This is a genomic window from Rhodococcus sp. IEGM 1366 (genome assembly GCF_033142425.1).
Taxonomy (GTDB): domain Bacteria; phylum Actinomycetota; class Actinomycetes; order Mycobacteriales; family Mycobacteriaceae; genus Rhodococcus_F; species Rhodococcus_F globerula.
Window position 1 is genome coordinate 42,787 of sequence record NZ_JAWLRZ010000009.1, and the last position, 16,754, is coordinate 59,540.

At 62.0% G+C, this 16,754-nt stretch carries 15 protein-coding genes; 5 read left to right on the forward strand and 10 right to left on the reverse strand.

The window, feature by feature from the left end:
- The first annotated feature begins 71 nt into the window (after positions 1–71).
- From R4P64_RS26315 to R4P64_RS26325, 3 genes are read left to right on the forward strand one after another with little or no spacing between them, the layout of a single operon-like run.
- Positions 72–1,466: a putative nucleotidyltransferase substrate binding domain-containing protein gene (locus R4P64_RS26315; RefSeq protein WP_317823276.1), complete on the forward strand. Its 1,395-nt coding sequence runs from the start codon at positions 72–74 to the stop codon at positions 1,464–1,466.
- A complete protein-coding gene (locus R4P64_RS26320; RefSeq protein WP_317823277.1) occupies positions 1,463–2,281 on the forward strand; it encodes a Fic family protein in 819 nt (272 codons plus the stop codon). Before R4P64_RS26315 ends, R4P64_RS26320 begins: the two co-directional genes overlap by 4 nt.
- The gene (locus tag R4P64_RS26325; RefSeq protein WP_317823278.1) at positions 2,281–2,970 is read left to right on the forward strand and encodes a TetR/AcrR family transcriptional regulator; all 690 of its coding nucleotides are present in this window, start codon (positions 2,281–2,283) and stop codon (positions 2,968–2,970) included. The genes R4P64_RS26320 and R4P64_RS26325 overlap by 1 nt, the downstream gene beginning before the upstream one ends.
- 93 nt (positions 2,971–3,063) lie before the next feature.
- Here the strand turns inward: R4P64_RS26325 and R4P64_RS26330 are convergent, their stop codons facing one another.
- Positions 3,064–3,435, reverse strand: coding sequence for a hypothetical protein (locus R4P64_RS26330; protein WP_317823279.1), 372 nt, complete (start codon positions 3,433–3,435; stop codon positions 3,064–3,066).
- An 82-nt stretch (positions 3,436–3,517) separates the two neighbouring features.
- Between R4P64_RS26330 and murJ the strand changes: the two genes are divergently transcribed.
- Positions 3,518–5,104, forward strand: a complete 1,587-nt coding sequence (murJ, locus tag R4P64_RS26335; RefSeq protein WP_317823280.1) for a murein biosynthesis integral membrane protein MurJ — start codon at positions 3,518–3,520, stop codon at positions 5,102–5,104.
- A gap of 121 nt (positions 5,105–5,225) precedes the next feature.
- Here murJ and R4P64_RS26340 read toward each other — a convergent pair whose 3' ends face one another.
- From R4P64_RS26340 to R4P64_RS26370, 7 genes are all read right to left on the reverse strand, one after another.
- Complete coding sequence (locus tag R4P64_RS26340; RefSeq protein ID WP_317823281.1) at positions 5,226–6,047, reverse strand: alpha/beta hydrolase; 822 nt, start codon at positions 6,045–6,047, stop codon at positions 5,226–5,228.
- 237 nt (positions 6,048–6,284) lie between these two features.
- A complete protein-coding gene (locus tag R4P64_RS26345) occupies positions 6,285–7,667 on the reverse strand; it encodes an AMP-binding protein (protein ID WP_317823282.1) in 1,383 nt (460 codons plus the stop codon).
- A 10-nt stretch (positions 7,668–7,677) separates the two neighbouring features.
- Entirely contained in the window at positions 7,678–8,805 is a 1,128-nt protein-coding gene (locus tag R4P64_RS26350; protein ID WP_317823283.1) for a thiolase family protein, read from the reverse strand.
- Positions 8,802–9,908 (reverse strand): AMP-binding enzyme, encoded by a 1,107-nt coding sequence (locus R4P64_RS26355; protein WP_317823284.1) that lies wholly within the window; start codon positions 9,906–9,908, stop codon positions 8,802–8,804. Before R4P64_RS26355 ends, R4P64_RS26350 begins: the two co-directional genes overlap by 4 nt.
- Positions 9,905–10,489, reverse strand: a complete 585-nt coding sequence (locus tag R4P64_RS26360; RefSeq protein WP_172935402.1) for a biotin transporter BioY — start codon at positions 10,487–10,489, stop codon at positions 9,905–9,907. Before R4P64_RS26360 ends, R4P64_RS26355 begins: the two co-directional genes overlap by 4 nt.
- A gap of 146 nt (positions 10,490–10,635) precedes the next feature.
- Positions 10,636–11,553 (reverse strand): tyrosine-protein phosphatase, encoded by a 918-nt coding sequence (locus tag R4P64_RS26365; RefSeq protein WP_233365950.1) that lies wholly within the window; start codon positions 11,551–11,553, stop codon positions 10,636–10,638.
- A 52-nt stretch (positions 11,554–11,605) separates the two neighbouring features.
- A complete protein-coding gene (locus R4P64_RS26370) occupies positions 11,606–12,400 on the reverse strand; it encodes an SDR family NAD(P)-dependent oxidoreductase (protein WP_233365949.1) in 795 nt (264 codons plus the stop codon).
- A gap of 329 nt (positions 12,401–12,729) precedes the next feature.
- Here R4P64_RS26370 and adhP point away from each other — a divergent pair, with 329 nt between their 5' ends.
- Positions 12,730–13,770: an alcohol dehydrogenase AdhP gene (gene adhP / locus R4P64_RS26375; RefSeq protein WP_172935399.1), complete on the forward strand. Its 1,041-nt coding sequence runs from the start codon at positions 12,730–12,732 to the stop codon at positions 13,768–13,770.
- Positions 13,771–13,776: 6 nt separating this feature from the next.
- On the opposite strand, the gene R4P64_RS26380 is transcribed toward adhP, so the two are convergent.
- Complete coding sequence (locus R4P64_RS26380) at positions 13,777–15,147, reverse strand: cytochrome P450 (RefSeq protein ID WP_172935398.1); 1,371 nt, start codon at positions 15,145–15,147, stop codon at positions 13,777–13,779.
- Between the two features lie 342 nt (positions 15,148–15,489).
- The gene (locus R4P64_RS26385) at positions 15,490–16,695 is read right to left on the reverse strand and encodes a DUF2254 family protein (protein ID WP_095886151.1); all 1,206 of its coding nucleotides are present in this window, start codon (positions 16,693–16,695) and stop codon (positions 15,490–15,492) included.
- Positions 16,696–16,754 lie beyond the last annotated feature (59 nt).

Genomic DNA, 16,754 nt, shown 5'->3' on the forward strand with positions numbered 1-16,754 from the left:
GGAACGTTTCCGAACCCTCACGCGGGTAGTCGGTGACACCCGACGGGGCGGTACAGCATTAGATAAGGGCCATGAATGTCGTCCGCGATCCATCGATGCTCCCGGTAGGCGAGTTGTTGCGTGGTCCTGCGTTGACCTGCGCGCCTGAGACAACCGCCGCAGACGCTGCCCGCGCCATGACTGCAGCCGGCCGACGGTACGTACTTATCCCCATCCGCGGGAATGCGCTGGGCATCTTCACCGACGGAGACCTCCGACGGCGGATCGTCGCGGCCGGACTCGGCACTACCACCCCCGTTTCCGAGGTGATGACCACTCCCGTACACACGGCCAACGCTGACCGGCTCGGCGCGGACGTGCTGCTCGATATGCTCGAACGCGGCGTGCGGCACCTGCCGGTACTGTCCGCTCGCGGCGACGTTCTTGGTGTGGTCGAGGACGCGGATCTGTTCGCCACCGCAACTCGGAGCGGCTTTCTGGTGCGCAGCACAATTTCTCAGTCCGCCGACGCCGACGAACTCGTAGCTGCGACAGCACGGATACCGGAGCTTGCAGTGGGACTCTGGCGAGCGCGCGTAGCGGCGCTCGACGTCAGCGCCATCGCGTCGGTACTCATGGACGCCGCCGTCACCCGAGCCGCGAGCTTGCTCGCCGAAGGCCATCCCGGTTCAACCTGGCTCTCACTCGGCAGCATCGCCCGCCGCGAGGCCATGCCAAGCTCCGACGTGGACAGTGCCCTGATCTGGACCGGCGACAACAGTCCCGAACAGCAGGCCCGCGAAACAGCGTACGGAAAGCGGGTGCACGGATTACTGGAGCGCTGCGGACTCCCCTCGGACGCCAACGGGGCGGTAGCGTCGAGCCCGCGGTTCGCGCGTTCCGAATCCGACTGGCTGCGTGGGCTCGACGGCTGGCTCGCCGATCCTTACGCCGATCAGGGCATCGTCATGGTGTCACTGCTCGCCGACAGTCGCGTCGCGCTCGGCGACCACCAACTTGCTCTGTCCCCCGTCGTATCCGAGCGACTCGAACCCGATGCACTACGACTGCTGCTCAAGGAAGCAGTCGAAGGTAAGGCGCGGATGCATTCACTGCGCGAGCGTCTCACCCGCCGCACCGATTCCGTCGACATCAAAGCACAAGGCGTGATGCCGATCGTGAACATCGCGCGGTGGGCTGGGCTTGCCGCAGGCTGCGCGGACCCGTCAACCACCGTGCGACTGCGAACGGCAGCGAACTCGGGCATCCTGCCCGACGACGACGCGACGATGCTCGCCGAGTCGTTCGACGTGCTGGCTCAGATCCGGCTACGGCATCAGTGCGAGCAGATCGAGCGAGGCGAGACCCCGACCGACGTCCTGGCACTGGACTCGCTGACGCCCCTCTACCGGAGTCTGCTCGCGAGCGCCGTCCGCGAGATCGCAGGGATACAAAGGAAACTCGCATACACGGGGCCGCCGGCATGACGGAATTGACTGCCGCTCAGCAGCACGCGGTTCGTCAGACTGTGGCTGCTGAGCGACTCGAGGGATGGCAGCCTACTGGCGACGACCTCACCGATCTGGACGCGCTGGCCGTCGGCACCTTCCCGTACGAGGACTTCATCGAACGCCACCGTAGTGCCGCGTCGACGCGCGCGGTCCCGCGTCGGAGGTTACGACTGGCGCTACCTCGTCCGTACCTGGTCACCGGGACTTCTGTGCTGCGCAACAACTTCGGATTCAGAGACCGGACCCAGCTTCGGGACGTCGAGTACGCCGCGACCGCAGCCCGCCTGCTCCAAGCGCATCTGCAACAAGCGCCGACTCCGCGCCAGGTGGACGCCGAGTACATCTTCGGGTTGCACGGGCGTGTGTTCGGTGACGTGTTCGGATGGGCGGGGCAGCAACGCATCGTCGACATCACCAAGAACGGTGACGGTTTCGCGCCGGTCGGGACGATCGGCCGTTATCTGCGTGAAGTCGAGATCGCGGTTGCCGGGACAGACTGGCACCGCGCGGACCGCGGACGCCTGGCCTACGCGCTGGCCACTGTTTATGTCACCTACAACCACGCGCACCCGTTTCGAGAAGGAAACGGCCGTACCGGCACCCTGCTCCTGCACCAACTCGTAAGCTCGACCGGGTTCCTCCTCGACCTGTCGGGTATCGATGCGGCGGAATGGGTTGCCGCCTCTCGTGATTCGTCTCCCTTTCGCCGCACCGGCGCACCGTCGCCGCGACCCATGATTCCCGTGTTGCGGCGCGCACTCGTAGACCGCAGTGATGGAAGGATGGTGTGATGACCACAACCGGAGCCGGCCGCCCACGGCTGTCGACACGCAAGCGTCCCGGAGCAACGGCACGCGATGAGATTCTCGATGCCGCGGCCGAGTTGTTCACTACCGGAGGCTTCACCAGTACGTCGACCCGAATGATCGCCGATGCGGTGGGCATCCGGCAGGCGTCGCTTTACCACCACTTCGCAAACAAGGACGACCTGCTGACCGCGCTGCTTGTCGGGACAGTCACCTCCCCCTTGGCTTTTGCGGAAGACATGCGCGAGAGCCCGGAATCCGCCGCAGTGCGTATGTACGCCCTGACCTGGTTCGACGCGCAGCAACTCGCAAACTCGCGATGGAACCTTGGTGCCCTCTACCTGCTACCGGAGCTACGGACCGAACGATTCGAACCGTTCCGAGCTCAACGCGGCACACTCATGGATCTGTACACCGCATTCGCCCGTGACTCGCTGGTCCAGATCAATCCTGACCGCGAAGTCGATCTCCAGATCGCGCAACTACCGTTCCGTCTCGTCGAGACCGTGATCAACACAAGGTCGGACGCTGAAGCGGAAGGTTCCAGTGCCTCACCTTCGCCGGAGGTGATCGCTGATGCCTCGATCCGGATCCTGGGGTGGACAGGGTCGACCACCGAACTTGCTTCTCGTACAACGGCACTTCTTGACGAGTACTCAGGCGGACAACGTTAGTGCGCCACTGTGGGAAGTTCGTCGAGCAATCTGTCGAGCAAGTTCAGGTCGTAACGATTCGGGCGCGGTTGTGCCGGCGTGGCGATGTCACCCTCAGTGGGGAAACCGTGAATGACCCGGCCAATTTGCGAATCCGAGTCGACGCTGTGCAAACATCTGCCGAACTGCGGCGAACTCGTGCTCGAATCGGGTAATCGGTTCCACCCCCACAGCGGCCAGATACCAGCTGTAGTGCAGTTTCAGCGGATCGCTGTCGCATATCGCGTCACTACTCGCATCCTCGAGCGCTAACGCTTGCATCCAACGGTGTGCATTCACCCGCGCCCAGTATGCCGCCTGTTCCATAGCGTCGGATCCGTCCGGTTCCTGACCCGTCGGGCTGTATTCAGCGACGAACCGCCTGCGACTGGCTCGGCACCACGTGGTCTTACCTGCGGCACTAGGCCCTTCGACGGCGATGATCACCGGCACACCCTACCTACGGCTCGTCGACAGTGCCGCGCTTGCACAGCCTCCTCGATGAGCGACGTTAGGGCACGATGGTCGAATGGCGGTTTCTCAAAACGGATTCGCGCGTACAACCGGTGCGGTCGCGGTGGCGACCGCAGCAAGTCGCGCGACCGGCTTTATCCGCACCCTTGCATTGGCCGCGGTGCTAGGCACTGCTGTGGTCGGTGACGCCTACAACGGCGCGAACAGCATGCCGAACATGGTGTACGAACTGCTCCTCGGCGGCGTGATGAGCAGCGTCCTGATCCCTGTTCTGGCAAGGGCACGACTCCGCGGGAGAACCTATTCGCGGGTTTTCACCCAACGCCTGCTGCTGGCGACGATTCTCGGCGCCGCTGTCATCACCGCCGTAGCGGTGGCGTGCGCCCCGTTCCTCGTCGCCGCCTTGGTGTCGGATACGGAACAGACACAGCTGACAACCGCGCTGGCGTACTTGCTGTTGCCCGAGATCTTCTTCTACGCGATCGCAGCGACCGCGACAGCCGTGCTGAATATCCGCGAAAGCTATGCGCCGGCGGCCTGGGCGCCGGTGGTCAACAACGTGATCGTGCTCGCGATGGTCGTGGTGTTCGCTGCGATACCGGGACCTGTGACGTTGCTGCCGTCGACGATGACCACCGCACAGGTTCTCGTCTTAGGTATCGGGACAACGATCGGCATCGTGGGACAGGCTGTGTGGACGGTGACCGCGTTGCGTCGTACCGGATTCCGGTGGAGTTGGCGGGTACGCCCGGTGCCGTACACATGGCGCCCGGTCCGCGTCGGGGCAAGGCTGCTCGGCTGGGTGCTGCTGTATGTCGCGATCAGTCAGGCAGGGGTCACGTTCGTGCTCAGAGTTGCATTCAGCCAGGGCGGAGTCTCGACCTATACGTACGCCGACCTGCTGTTCCAGGTGCCGTACGGCATCCTCGGGGTGTCCCTGCTGACCGTGCTCATGCCGCGCATCTCCCGCGCGGTGGCGCTCGGGGACCGTGACGCTCTGGTCACCGACATGGGCCGCGCTGCCCGGTACTCGGTAGTTGCGCTCGTCCCCGCCGCAGTCGCGATGACCCTTCTCGGGCCGATACTGACCACGGTAATGTTCGTCGGACGCGTCGACGTCGATTCCGCTCGCACTATCGGTGTGGCGCTGGCACTGTCGGCATTCGGGCTTCCGCCGTTCGCGTTGGTCATGCTGCAACTGCGGGTCTTCTACGCCGGCAATGACATGCGCACGCCAGCCTTGATCAACGCCGCAATGGTGGTCACAAAGGTCTCCGTCGTTGCACTCGCTCTCGCATGTCTACCAAACCAGGTGATCGTGGTGATGCTGCCGGTCGCAAGTTCACTGTCCTACGTCGTCGGTGCCATCAGCGGGCACTTCGTGTTGCGTCACCGCTACGGCCTGCTCGGCTTCCACACAGTGCGTGCAACATTCTCGAAGGTGCTATGGGCGTCGATAGCCGCCGGCGGGGTCTGCGTCATCACAGTCTGGGCCTCACACCAACTGATCGACAACCCTCGCACGGCCGCAGCAGCATCACTGGTCGCCGTACTCGTCCTCGGAGCACCGACATTCCTCGTCACAGCCACAAAGATCGGCATCCCCGAAGTCCGCACCGCCAAGGCCCTGCTCAATCGTTGAGAAAGCAGGCACCGCACCCACCGAACTGACGTGGTACGGCGCTACCCGCCGGGGACTCGGACGGCTAGTGCAAAGGTGGTCCCGCTCGGGTCTGACCGTGCGGGGCCACCAATGCACGACGCTAGCCCTTGATGAACGCGAGAATGTCCTGGTCGAGGGCATCCTGATATGCGCCGTAGATGCCGTGCGGGGCTCCCGGATACACCTTGAGGGTGCCGTTCTTGACGAGCTTGACAGACTGTTCGGCAGCAGCGGCGATGGGAACGATCTGATCGTCGTCGCCGTGCGCGATCAACATCGGTACGTCGATCGCCTGGAGGTCCGCCGTCTGATCCGTCTCCGAGAATGCCTTGACGCAGTCGTATGCTGCCGCAAGGTTCACCAACATTCCCTGTCGCCAGAAGTCATCCTTTGCACCCTGCGAGACCTCAGCGCCGTCACGATTTGCGCCGTAGAACGACTCGCTCAGATCCTTGTAGAACTGCGACCGGTCTTTCAGCACACCAGCGCGGATTCCGTCGAACGCCTCGATGGGCGTGCCTTCGGGATTCTCGTCCGATTTGACCATGATCGGTGGGACCGCGCCGGCGGTGATCACCTTTGTCACACGGCCTTTTCCATGCTGCGCCGCGTACCGTACCACTTCACCGCCACCCGTCGAATGACCCACGACTACAAGCTCTTTCAGGTCCAAGGTTTCAACGAGCTCGGCGAGGTCGCGAGCGTACGTGTCCATGTCGTTGCCGGTGTAGGTCTTCGACGAGCGGCCGTGGCCACGACGATCATGCGCAATGACCCGGTACCCGGCGTCCGCGAACAACTTGAGCTCGACTTGCCACGCGTCGGAACTCAGTGGCCACCCGTGGCTCAGTAGTACGGGTTGGCCGGCGCCCTGCTCCGTGTAGTAGATCTCGGTTCCGTCAGAGGTGGTGATGTACGGCATCCTTGGCTCTTTTCTCGTGTGATGGAAGGAGATCTGAAAGCGTGCACGTGCCGACTGTCCGACCTCCCTGACGCTACGGATGCCCACACCGGCGACACTAGAGACAAAGATCGACAACTTTTCCTACAAATGTCGAACGCCACGTGATCTACAAGCGTCCAGTCTTCATGTGCACGACTAAATTGTCTGCCACATCCCAATCCACAGCCACGCGAAACCGCCGAAGCCCGGTGTGATCTACCGTTCTGACTCCGTGAGAGTAATCGCAAGAGCGGAGCGATCGAGCTTTCCCCGCGGAGTGCGCGGCAACTGATCGACTCGGAGAATTCGCACCGGCATACTCGGACTGGGAAGGGTTGTTCTCAAATGCCGCCAGATCGTGTCGGTGTGCAAACCTTGATCGCTGACAACAATCGCGACCGCCGGGGCCTCCCCCATGCGTGCGTCAGGAACACCGATGCACGCGACCTCGGCAATCCCAGGCAGTGAGGTCAATGCCGCTTCGACGGCCGCTGGTTCCACTTTGAGGCCCGCACGGATCAGCATCTCGCTCTCACGACCGAGCAATTGCAGACGCCTGGCCTCCACGTGCCCTCTGTCACCGACGGTCATCCACCCGTCGACCGGGCCGTTTACCACCCCGGTTTCGGTGAGATAGCCGTCGAACAGCATGTCGCTCTTCACATGCACAAGTCCGTCGCGAATCTCGGCGTCGACGCCGTCGAACAGCTCGCCGGCCGAAAACTCGTCGAGGTCACCGAGCCCTCGATCGAAGGACACGAAACTCAATTCCGATGCGCCGTAGAAGTGCACCAACGAAGCATTCGGCAATATCGCCTGCAGCGCATGACGCCCGGCACGCGGCCACCGAGCGGCCGACGAGATCACTTCACGGACACAGTCGACCGGGCCGATGCCTGATCGCACGAGGTCCCAGGCGATTGTGGGAACCGAATACAGATGGGTTGCAACCGTTTTCACCGCTGTTTCCGCGCCACGGAGATCGACAGTGGCACCGCGGGTGAGCGCATGGAGCGCCCCGTACAGAAAGTGGGTGTGGTCGAGGACGCCCGGTACAGACACTCGATCTCCGACACCGACGTCGAACACGGCATCCGATCGATCAAGAGTTCGTGCCCAGGACAACTGATTTCGGACGAAGAGCTTCGGCTCGCCGGTAGTGCCCGACGTGACACCGATCAACAGTTCGGACTCGGCCGAAGCCTGATTCGACGCCCCGTCACTTTCGAGATCAACCGCGGTGACAAGTTCACCCGAGAACCCCAGCCTGCGCAACCGCCTGTGCTGCTTCGATTCCGCGACAACGGCTCCGGGAACGGACAGCTCGAGCACCCGCGCCAACTGCGGCCCGAGCAGATGGCGATGAAGCAGGACCACACTGGTACCCGTCCGCATCGCAGCCGCGACAACCACCAACGATTCGACGTCCGAGGTCGGCAGTACCGCAACTCGGTTCATCGACGCCAGTCCCGCGGCGACCCGGCACACCCGCGCCCAGAAATCGGCGTAGCTGATCTCGTCGCGCGACGAGACAACTGCGACCGTCGACGGATTGCTGCGAACTCGTCGAGCAATTCGTTCCGCCAGAAGTTCGCTCATCGTTGCAGCCTCACGAAACACGCTCGACCAGCATCGCAATGCCCTGACCGCCGCCGATTGCGCATGCTGCAAGCCCCAGTTCCGGGCCGCCGTCGGCGAGCATCTGACTTGCCAAGCGCACCAACAGAACAGCTCCCGAAGCACCCCACGGATGGCCCATCGCAATTGCCCCGCCTTGCGGGCAGATGATGGATTCGTCGAGTCCGAGTTCGTCCGATACTGCCAGGACTACGGAGGCAAACGCCTCGGTGATTTCGACAATACCCAGGTCGGGCGCACCGATTCCGGTTTTTGCGAACAGCGAGCGAATGGCGGGAACCGGCCCGAGTCCCGGCAATGCCGGATCGGACCCGGCAACAGCTGTGCCGAGAATTCGGAGCGCCGGCATTCCCTGCGCGAGTGACGCCGTCGTCACAGCGAGCACTGCGCTGCCGTCCGAGATGCCACACGAGTTCCCGGCCGTTGCGGTGCCGTCGACCCCAAAACTTGGACGAAGCCTCGCCAACCGTACTTCGGTCATGCCGCGACGAATCCGCTGGTCAGCGGCGACGGCGCCGATCGGCACAATTTCGGACGAGAAATCCGACGCTGCCGCGAGCGTGTGCGAACGCGTTGCATACGCATCCTGGCGCTCACGGCTGATGCCACGCAATCGCGCGAGATCATCTGCCGCACAACCCATATCGGGATCGGCAAAGCCCTGCGGAGCAAACGGCGCCCGGGTGTATCGCGTCAGTTCACCGCCCGAAGTGGGCGGCCAGTATCGCCACGGAGCAGTACTGGCGGATTCGACGCCACCCGCCAGGATCAGCGTGTCGTTTCCACTGCGTACGCGCAGCGCGGCCTGCATGACCGCATCGAGGCCCGAACCGCATTGACGGTCAACGGTGACGCCCGGGATCGAGAATCCCAGCCCGGCCGCAAGCGCTGCGATACGAGCAGGATTGCCGCCGGGGCCCATGCAGTTTCCGAGAATAACGTCGTCCACGTCGGCCTCGATACCGGATCGACGCAGCACAGCATCTACTTCGCCGAGTACCGGGGCGGCGAGATCCGTCGCTGTGAGGTCTGCAAATCCATGGCCTGCATTACCGATCGGGCTTCGCCGTGCGGCCACCAGAACAGGAGCGGAATTCATGAGTGCAACTCTTTCACGCGTCCTCGAGCGACTTTGCCACTACCGGTACGTGGCAGTTCGTCGACGGTGATCCAGCGACTCGGCATGGCTTCTCGTGCCAACAACGCCCGCGCCTGCGCACGAATTGCCTGGAGAGTGACGGCGTCGTCGTGCTCGATCACAGCCGTGATCGTCTCTCCGAGAACCGAATGCGGCGAACCGATTACGGCGGCGCCTCTGACGCCGTCCATTGACTCCAGGGTTCGCTCGACGTCCTCGGCCATGACCGTGGTTCCGCCGACGTTGATCGCAAACTCCCCGCGGCCGAGAATCGTCAACTCCCCGTTCGAGCCGAGGATCGCTCTGTCCCCCACACCAAACCACTCTGCCGCACCCAGCACTCGATACGGCGAACGGACAAACAAGAGTCCGTCGCGAATCTCGGCGTCGACGCTGTCGAGTAGACGCATCGCTTCAGGCACTCGCCGAGCAGCGACAATGGAAAGCTCTGCAGCGCCGTAGTATTCGACTATCTCAATCCTCGACGCTGCAGACCGGGCACCGTCGTCCAACATGGTCCCGGCAACAACGGCGGTCCGCAAACGCGGCGCCTCGAGCACAACGCGGCGCAACACGGCGGGAACCGCATGCACAACCGTCGCCTCCGCCGGGTCGTCGGTGACACACGCGCCTCGCCACAGTGCATGAACAGCGCCGAACAGGTGCATCGTTGCGTGGAGCGGCCCGGTGATCAGCACTCGATCGCGTGCCTCGATGCCGGTGACGGTAGTGAACTCGGGGAAGCTGTCGAACCACGACGCCGCTGTCCTGGCCAGCGGACGTGGCCGGCCACTGGAACCCGACGTGGCAACAAGCAGGAACGACGACGGATCGATTTTGCCGCGCTCGGGTCGCGTCGCCGGATCCTCCACGATCACCGCGGTTCCACGCCGCGCGGCAGCAAAGATGCAGATCAGCGCTTCCAGCACCGGCAGCGCCGACGCGTCACACACGGCAGCCTGCGGCGATCGCTCGATGGCGGCGTCCAGTTCTGCATAGGTGAGAACTGTGCCGCCGAGATCGAGCGCCCGCTGGTCGCCGTGTCCCCCGAGTGCTCCGATCACCGACGAATCAGTCCTGGATATGCTCGGTGTACCCCCTTGGCGACAACACTCGCGACAACCACCTTCAACGCATCGCCGGGGATAAATGCCACGTTCGTACTCAGTGCCGCACCGATACCCATGTCGGTTCGCAGGATGAGCCCTGCCGTGCCGAACAGATACACGACAACAATTCCGCCAAACGCGTTGATCAAAATACCCAGCACAAGCGGATACTTCGGCAAGATCCTGGCAGTGAGCCAGCCGATGCACAGTACCGCGGGAATCCAGCCGATCAGGTAGCCGGCGCTAGGCCCAGCGAGGGCAGTGAGTCCGGTGCGTCCGCCTGACAGCAGTGGCAATCCCATCAGTGTCAGTGCCATGAAGACGGCAACTGCCGCAACACCTTTCCGTGCACCGAGGATCGCACCGGCGAGAATAACTCCGAGCGTCTGCAGCGTGATAGGCACGCCGCTGATACCGATCGAGATAGCGCCGGGAAGACCCAATGCAGCGATCAGCGCCGCGAACACCGCGATCTGAGCCATTTCCCTTGCTTGAATGCCGACCGGCGACGCCTGGGCGCCCTCGAGACTTGACATGCCCACTCCTTCAGATACTTGAACGACGTTCAAGATAGCAGGTCTGCGACTACACCAGTAGTCCCGGCATTCGACATAAAACTGCTGGACGCGTGACCAATCACATCGGTCACGCGCCCAGCGGTTTCATTTCCTCTCACGCGAACTCAGACCAGAAGCTTGAGTTTCAGCTTGATGATCGTTTCCACGTCCAAGCCGAGTCCGTCGACGAGATAGCTGTCGAAGGATTCGTAGTTGTTGTCCAGTTCGTCGAATGCCGCCTGCAGATAACTGGCATCGACCCCGAGGAGCAACCGATAAACCTCGGCGTACTCCTGACCCTTTGCGGCGGCAATACGAGCCACCTTTGCGTCGATCGACGCCGCGGAGTACTCGTTGGTGAGCAGATAGTCCTCCATGATCGTCTCTCGAGATACACCTGCAATGCTCAGTAGCAGCGCCGATGCCCAGCCGGTGCGATCCTTGCCTGCGGTGCAGTGGAAAATCTGCGCACCGGGGGTATCTGCGAGCTGGGTCAACAGCTCACCGAATCCGGCACGGGAGACGGAATCACTGACGGTCGACCGGTAGCCGGACTGGACATACGCCAGCGCTTGCTCTTTTGTGGCAATGGAGGCGACGTCGCCGCTCGGATCAGCCGCAAGGACCTGAATTTTCTCGTAACGAACCCCGCTGGGCAGAGTGTTCGGGTTCGCCGCGATCTCGGCCTCGGTCCGCAGGTCATACACCGCGGTCAGATGGAGCGACTCGAGTGTCGCGAGGTCCTCGGCGCTCGGGGTTATCGCGTTGGCGCGGTAGAACACTCCCTGGCGCACATGCAGGCCGCCGGTTCCGATGTAACCGGCTTCCCGACCTGCCACATCGCGAAAATTGTCCACCGATGCAAGTCTGGGTGCTACGACGGCAGCCGGCGCACTCGAGCCGAGTTCCGACGATCCTGAGAACGGTAGATCAATCGGCGCCGCGGTCGCAGCGCTTGCGCCGGCTAGCACGAACGAACCAGCCGATGCGAGCGCAACACACGTTCGGGCCGCTCGACGCAAGCCTGTAGGGCGATATGACATCTGATCAATCCTTTCCACAAGGAGCACAAGAAGTTTCGGATATGAACCGCGGTTAGACCGTTGGCGGGGGAAGCAGCTTTCGTGCCGCAGCCTGGGATGCCAGAAGCAACTCGGCCCGATTGTGGCCGCTATTTCTGATTGCCGCCTGTTCGTGCTCTTTCACCACTACGACGGGACCGTTGGCGATATTCGCAAGCCCTTGGGCGGCAACATCGCGAGGGTCCGAAATGCGAAGGCCCGGTGTGCCCATGTTCAAACCTGCGCGGGCCATAGCCGGGGTTCGAGTGAGGCCGAGAACCAATTCGAGCACATCCACGCCATGGTCTTGCATCTCGAGCCACAGCCCTTCGGCGAAAGTTCTGCAGAAAGATTTCACCGCCGAATAAACGCTGATCTGGGCCGAGCCCAAATAGCCGCTCAGCGAGCCCACCAGCAAGATTCCACCACGTCCGCGTTCTCGGAGCCGACCTCCGAAGTGGTGGACGAGCAGCAGTTGACTGGTGATGTTCAAATCTATGACGGACTGAAATCGAGTGAGATCGCCGGTGGCAAATTCGTGACCGTAGGTGTTGGCTCCCGCGTTGTAGATGAACAAGCCGACGTCGATGTCATCTGTTATCTGCCGAATGCGATCAAGTGCATCCGAAGCCAGGAGATCAACCGACAGCGTGCGAACCTCGACGCCTCGAGCGCGGCTGGCATCAGCTGCTTCCGCGAGTGGCCCTTCCTTGCGCGCCAACAGCACCAAGTTGAAACCTTGATCGGCCAACTGGGTGGCGAATTCCGCTCCCACGCCTTCCGATCCACCTGCAATTACTGCCCACGGCCCGTACTTCGCGATGTCCATTGCTCTCCTACCTCGTCATGTGTAATGGCTGCCTGTCATAGTGCAGAGCCCGCTCGGGGAGCGAGAGCGCCCAGCCCGCTGACCGGGACGGAACGACGTTTGTCGGCAACTGATCCCCCAGCGATACTTGAAACTGTTGTAAGGCATAGCCGTACACCGCCAACGGGCCAAGCAGGCGCGTTTCGCAGTCATGCCACAGTGTTGCGCACAGGGATTCTCCCCGAACCTTCGCGCATCAGAGCGAAAGGGACCATGATGAAGACGGACGCACGCCAGCCATAACTCTGCGTCCCGTGAAGTAGTCGACTGATGCGAGGAGTAGTGCAGATATGGGCACCATGAAAGCTGCGGTTGTACATTCGTTCACCGAACCGTTGACGATCGACGATATCGAAGTCCCGGAACCAGGCCCCTTCGAAGCTTTGGTTCGCGTCGAGTATTCCGGTGTCTGCCACACCGATTTACATGCAGCGCACGGCGATTGGCCGGTCAAGCCGTCGCCACCGTTTGTCCCTGGCCACGAAGGCGTCGGGACGGTCATCTCGGTTGGCGAGTCGGTTACCCGGATCAGCGTCGGAGACACTGTCGGCAACGCCTGGCTGTGGAGTGCGTGCGGAGAATGTGAGTACTGCGAAACCGGGTGGGAAACCTTGTGCCCCAACCAGAAGAACGGTGGCTACTCGGTTGACGGATCATTCGGTGAGTACATGCTCGTCGACTCCCGCTACGCGCCGATCATTCCCGCCGGGGTTGATCTCTCCGCGGTGGGTCCGATCCTGTGTGCCGGTGTCACGGTCTACAAAGGACTGAAAGTCACCGACACACGACCAGGGCAATGGGTACTGATCTCCGGAATCGGCGGCCTCGGACACATCGCGGTGCAGTATGCCGTCGCGATGGGGCTCCGCGTGGTTGCCGTCGACGTCGACGACGCCAAACTGGAACTCGCCACCAAACACGGCGCCGAACACACCGTCAACGCAAGCACAGTGGATGATCCTGCCGCAACCATCAGCGCCCTCACCGGCGGCGGAGTTCACGGAGCACTGGTCACAGCCGTCAACGCACACGCCTTCCCCCAAGCGGTCGGCAGTTTGCGCCGCGGCGGCACCGTCTCCCTGGTCGGGCTCCCACCCGAGAAATTCCCCCTCGACATCTTCACCACAGTGCTCTTGGGATTGACTGTGCGTGGCTCGATTGTCGGTACCCGTAAGGACATGACCGAAGCTGTGGACTTTTTCGCCAGGGGGCTGATCAAACCCACTTATTCTCTTCGGAAGCTCGAGGACATCAACAGCATTTTCACCGACATGGAGGCCGGTCAGATCGACGGCCGTATCGTCCTCGATTACACCGCAGGCAAGTCCTGAACTGAACTAGCGACGAGTAACCGTCAGTGCAAAGCCTCGCGGACGCATCGTGAGTTGCTCCTGAACCTCGAGTTCGTAGGACGGGTCCGCTGTGAAGTCGTAACGATGCAGGATCACTGCGAGTGCCATGAGCATTTCGTGATACGCGAACTGGCGTCCGATGCATGCACGTGGTCCGGTGCCGAATGGTTTGTATGCGGCACCGGACCGCGCCCTGACTTGTTCGGGAAGAAAGCGATCCGGGCGGAATTCGTCTGCGTCCGCGCCCCACACGGCTTTGTCGCAGTGGACGCGCTGCAGGACAACCATGACCCAGTCGCCCTTCTTGAAGGCGTATTTCCCACCGAGGAGAGTGTCTTCCTTGGCTTCGCGGAAATATCCCGGAGCCGTCGGCCACAGCCGAAGTGTTTCGTCGAGCACTCGCCGTACCGCGCGCAACTTTCCCACCTGATCGAACTCGACCGCCGGAATCTCCCGGGACGGCCACAACGCGTCAACCTCCGCCCGAGCCTTTACGGCTTCCTCGGGATGCTGGGACAACAGCCACAGGGCAAAAGACAAAGCGCCGGCCGAGGTCTCGTGGCCGGCAACCAGGAAGGTCAAGATCTGGTAGCGGATGTTGACCGGATCAAGCCTTTCCCCGGTGGCCGGGTCGACCGACTCCAGCATCAAGGTCAGGAGGTCAGGTCGATCGGCACTGTTCACTTGCCGATCTTCGACAACTCGATCGACCACCGCGTTCAGATATTCGACGTCCGCGGTGTGGCGGCGACGGCGTCGGCGGTCGAATAATGCCCTGCCCGGAATCGGGAGGCCCTTCTGCTGAATGTATTCCAGAGCTCCGAGCATCGCCGTCACAAACGGATCGATATCCTCGCGATCGTAGGAATTGAATCGATAGCCGAATCCTGCTCTGCCAATTGTCTCGAGGGTCAGTTTGCTCATCTCCTCGGACACGTCGACGGGAGCATCGGCATGGTCCCAGGCCCCGACCATCTCCCTGACGACATCGAGCATGGTGTCGTGATAACTGCGCATCGCCGCTTGTGTGAAGCCGGGCATCAAGATCGCGTGAGCTTTGGACCAGTTCGGTTCGTCATTTTCGGCTGTGAACAATCCGTCACCCGAAATCGGCCGCAGCTGACGTAGCGGCCGGGCAAGGTTCTTTTGCCAGCGCTTTTCGTCATTCACATCCTCGGCCAGGTCGACCCCGCCGATGAAGCTCAATCGCATTGTCAGAATTCGACGCTGGTAGATCGGACCGAGCGACGCCAGAATCCGTGCCGTGTTCTGCATCGGCTTGACTGGGTCCAGCCCGATGATGTCGCCGAGAATCGGCACTCGCCGCGGAGGGTGGGGCGGAACTTCGATGCTCACTGACGACTCCTGGCTGTTGGCACTGACATCCGCCGGAAGTCTACGGGGCAGCTCGGTGACACCCACTTCGCGAGACCCAAGACTGCTACCGCCATCATGAAGCCGCTGGATTCCGTCGGGTGCCGACGGCCCTCTCGTGCGAAGAGTCAGTCAGGTATCGACATTTCAGTGCATCAATAGCACTGTGTACCACCGAGTTCGCATGGGATGGCTTTCGACAGCGCAATTCGCCATTCCCATGGCAACGGAAGGAACCAGATCCAACCACCTGCGATCATCGCGAACCCCTCAATCCCCTGCATCGCACTACGTCGAATTCACGTATCCACCGTTCGACCGACCTCACTGAGATTTTCCGACGGTATCGAAGGGCGACAGAGGACCGTCAAGACCGTTGATCCGGTTGAGTCGGGCTTCGAGCATCGCGGCATGTTCGGGTCGGCAGTGGGTCGTAAGCCGCATCAACAGTGCGCGGAGCCGATCGACGGTCATGGGTGACGTAGTGGCGCTGGCGATCACGTCATCGAGCCCGATCTGGACATAGTCGTCCAGAGTGGGGCGAGACAGCACTACTCGGACGTGCCCGGAAGAGTCGGTGATGTATGTCGGCGCGGTGTCGACAGACGCCACGCGGGTAAGCAGATCTTCGATTTCGTCTAGAGCTTGCACCGCGGTGGCCGGATCGTTGACGGCCGGAGACAGGGCTCTCAGAGCGATGTCTGCCAAGAGCCGGAGCGCGAGCAACGGGTCGCCGTCGAATGTGCGTTCGTGGCGAGTGACCAGAGCATCGAGAAATGTTGGTGCCGAGAGTGACCCACGATGTACGTCGGCAACGGACGCACCGTACAGCAGTGTATCGCCTTGCATGACCTGAAGAACGACGACTACCTGAGCAACTGTCGCTGCCTCGAGCAAATCGTCGATGATGATCTCATGCAGCACGGCTGGCGGGTTGGGCCATACGATGGTTGTGTGATCGGCAGGCAGCGCCAATGGCGGTGACGGTGATTCCGAACCCCTCGTGCTGTAGTACGCGCCAAGGACTGCGCGGCCCCGACTGCCTATCGATTTCAGAACCGGTGCCAGCTGGATAGCGGCAAAAGAGTGAATCTGAAGCGCTCGCAGAAATGCCAGCATGGCGAGCAGGAGTAGTACCGCGATAATGGGAACGACCACGGAAACTCGGGCGCGGTTGCCGATGGCGAGTGCTGCGGTGATGGAGAATACGGCCTGCCCCACCGCGAAAGCGAAGGTTCGCCACACGATCGGATCGTCGCGGAACAGCGTCAGCCGGGGTGTGAAAGTTGTTGCTGCCCACTGTACAACAAGAAACAGCAACGAGAATATAACCGCGATGGAACCCAGCAATCCCAGCCCTACCGCAACCAACATATCGGTCACCTGGCGGGCTGGGACTGTTGGCCCGAATTCGACGAGTGGCATCAAAAGACCCAAACTCACACCGGCAAAGATCGAAACAAGCTGGCTCAACCCCGCTCGCCACCGACGGCGTCCGCGAAGAAATCCATGCTCGACCGGCTTGCTCATCGCCCTATCCGCTCGAAGTCATCGAAGCTCACTCTCGAGCATTGCCCGCCCCCTGGTGC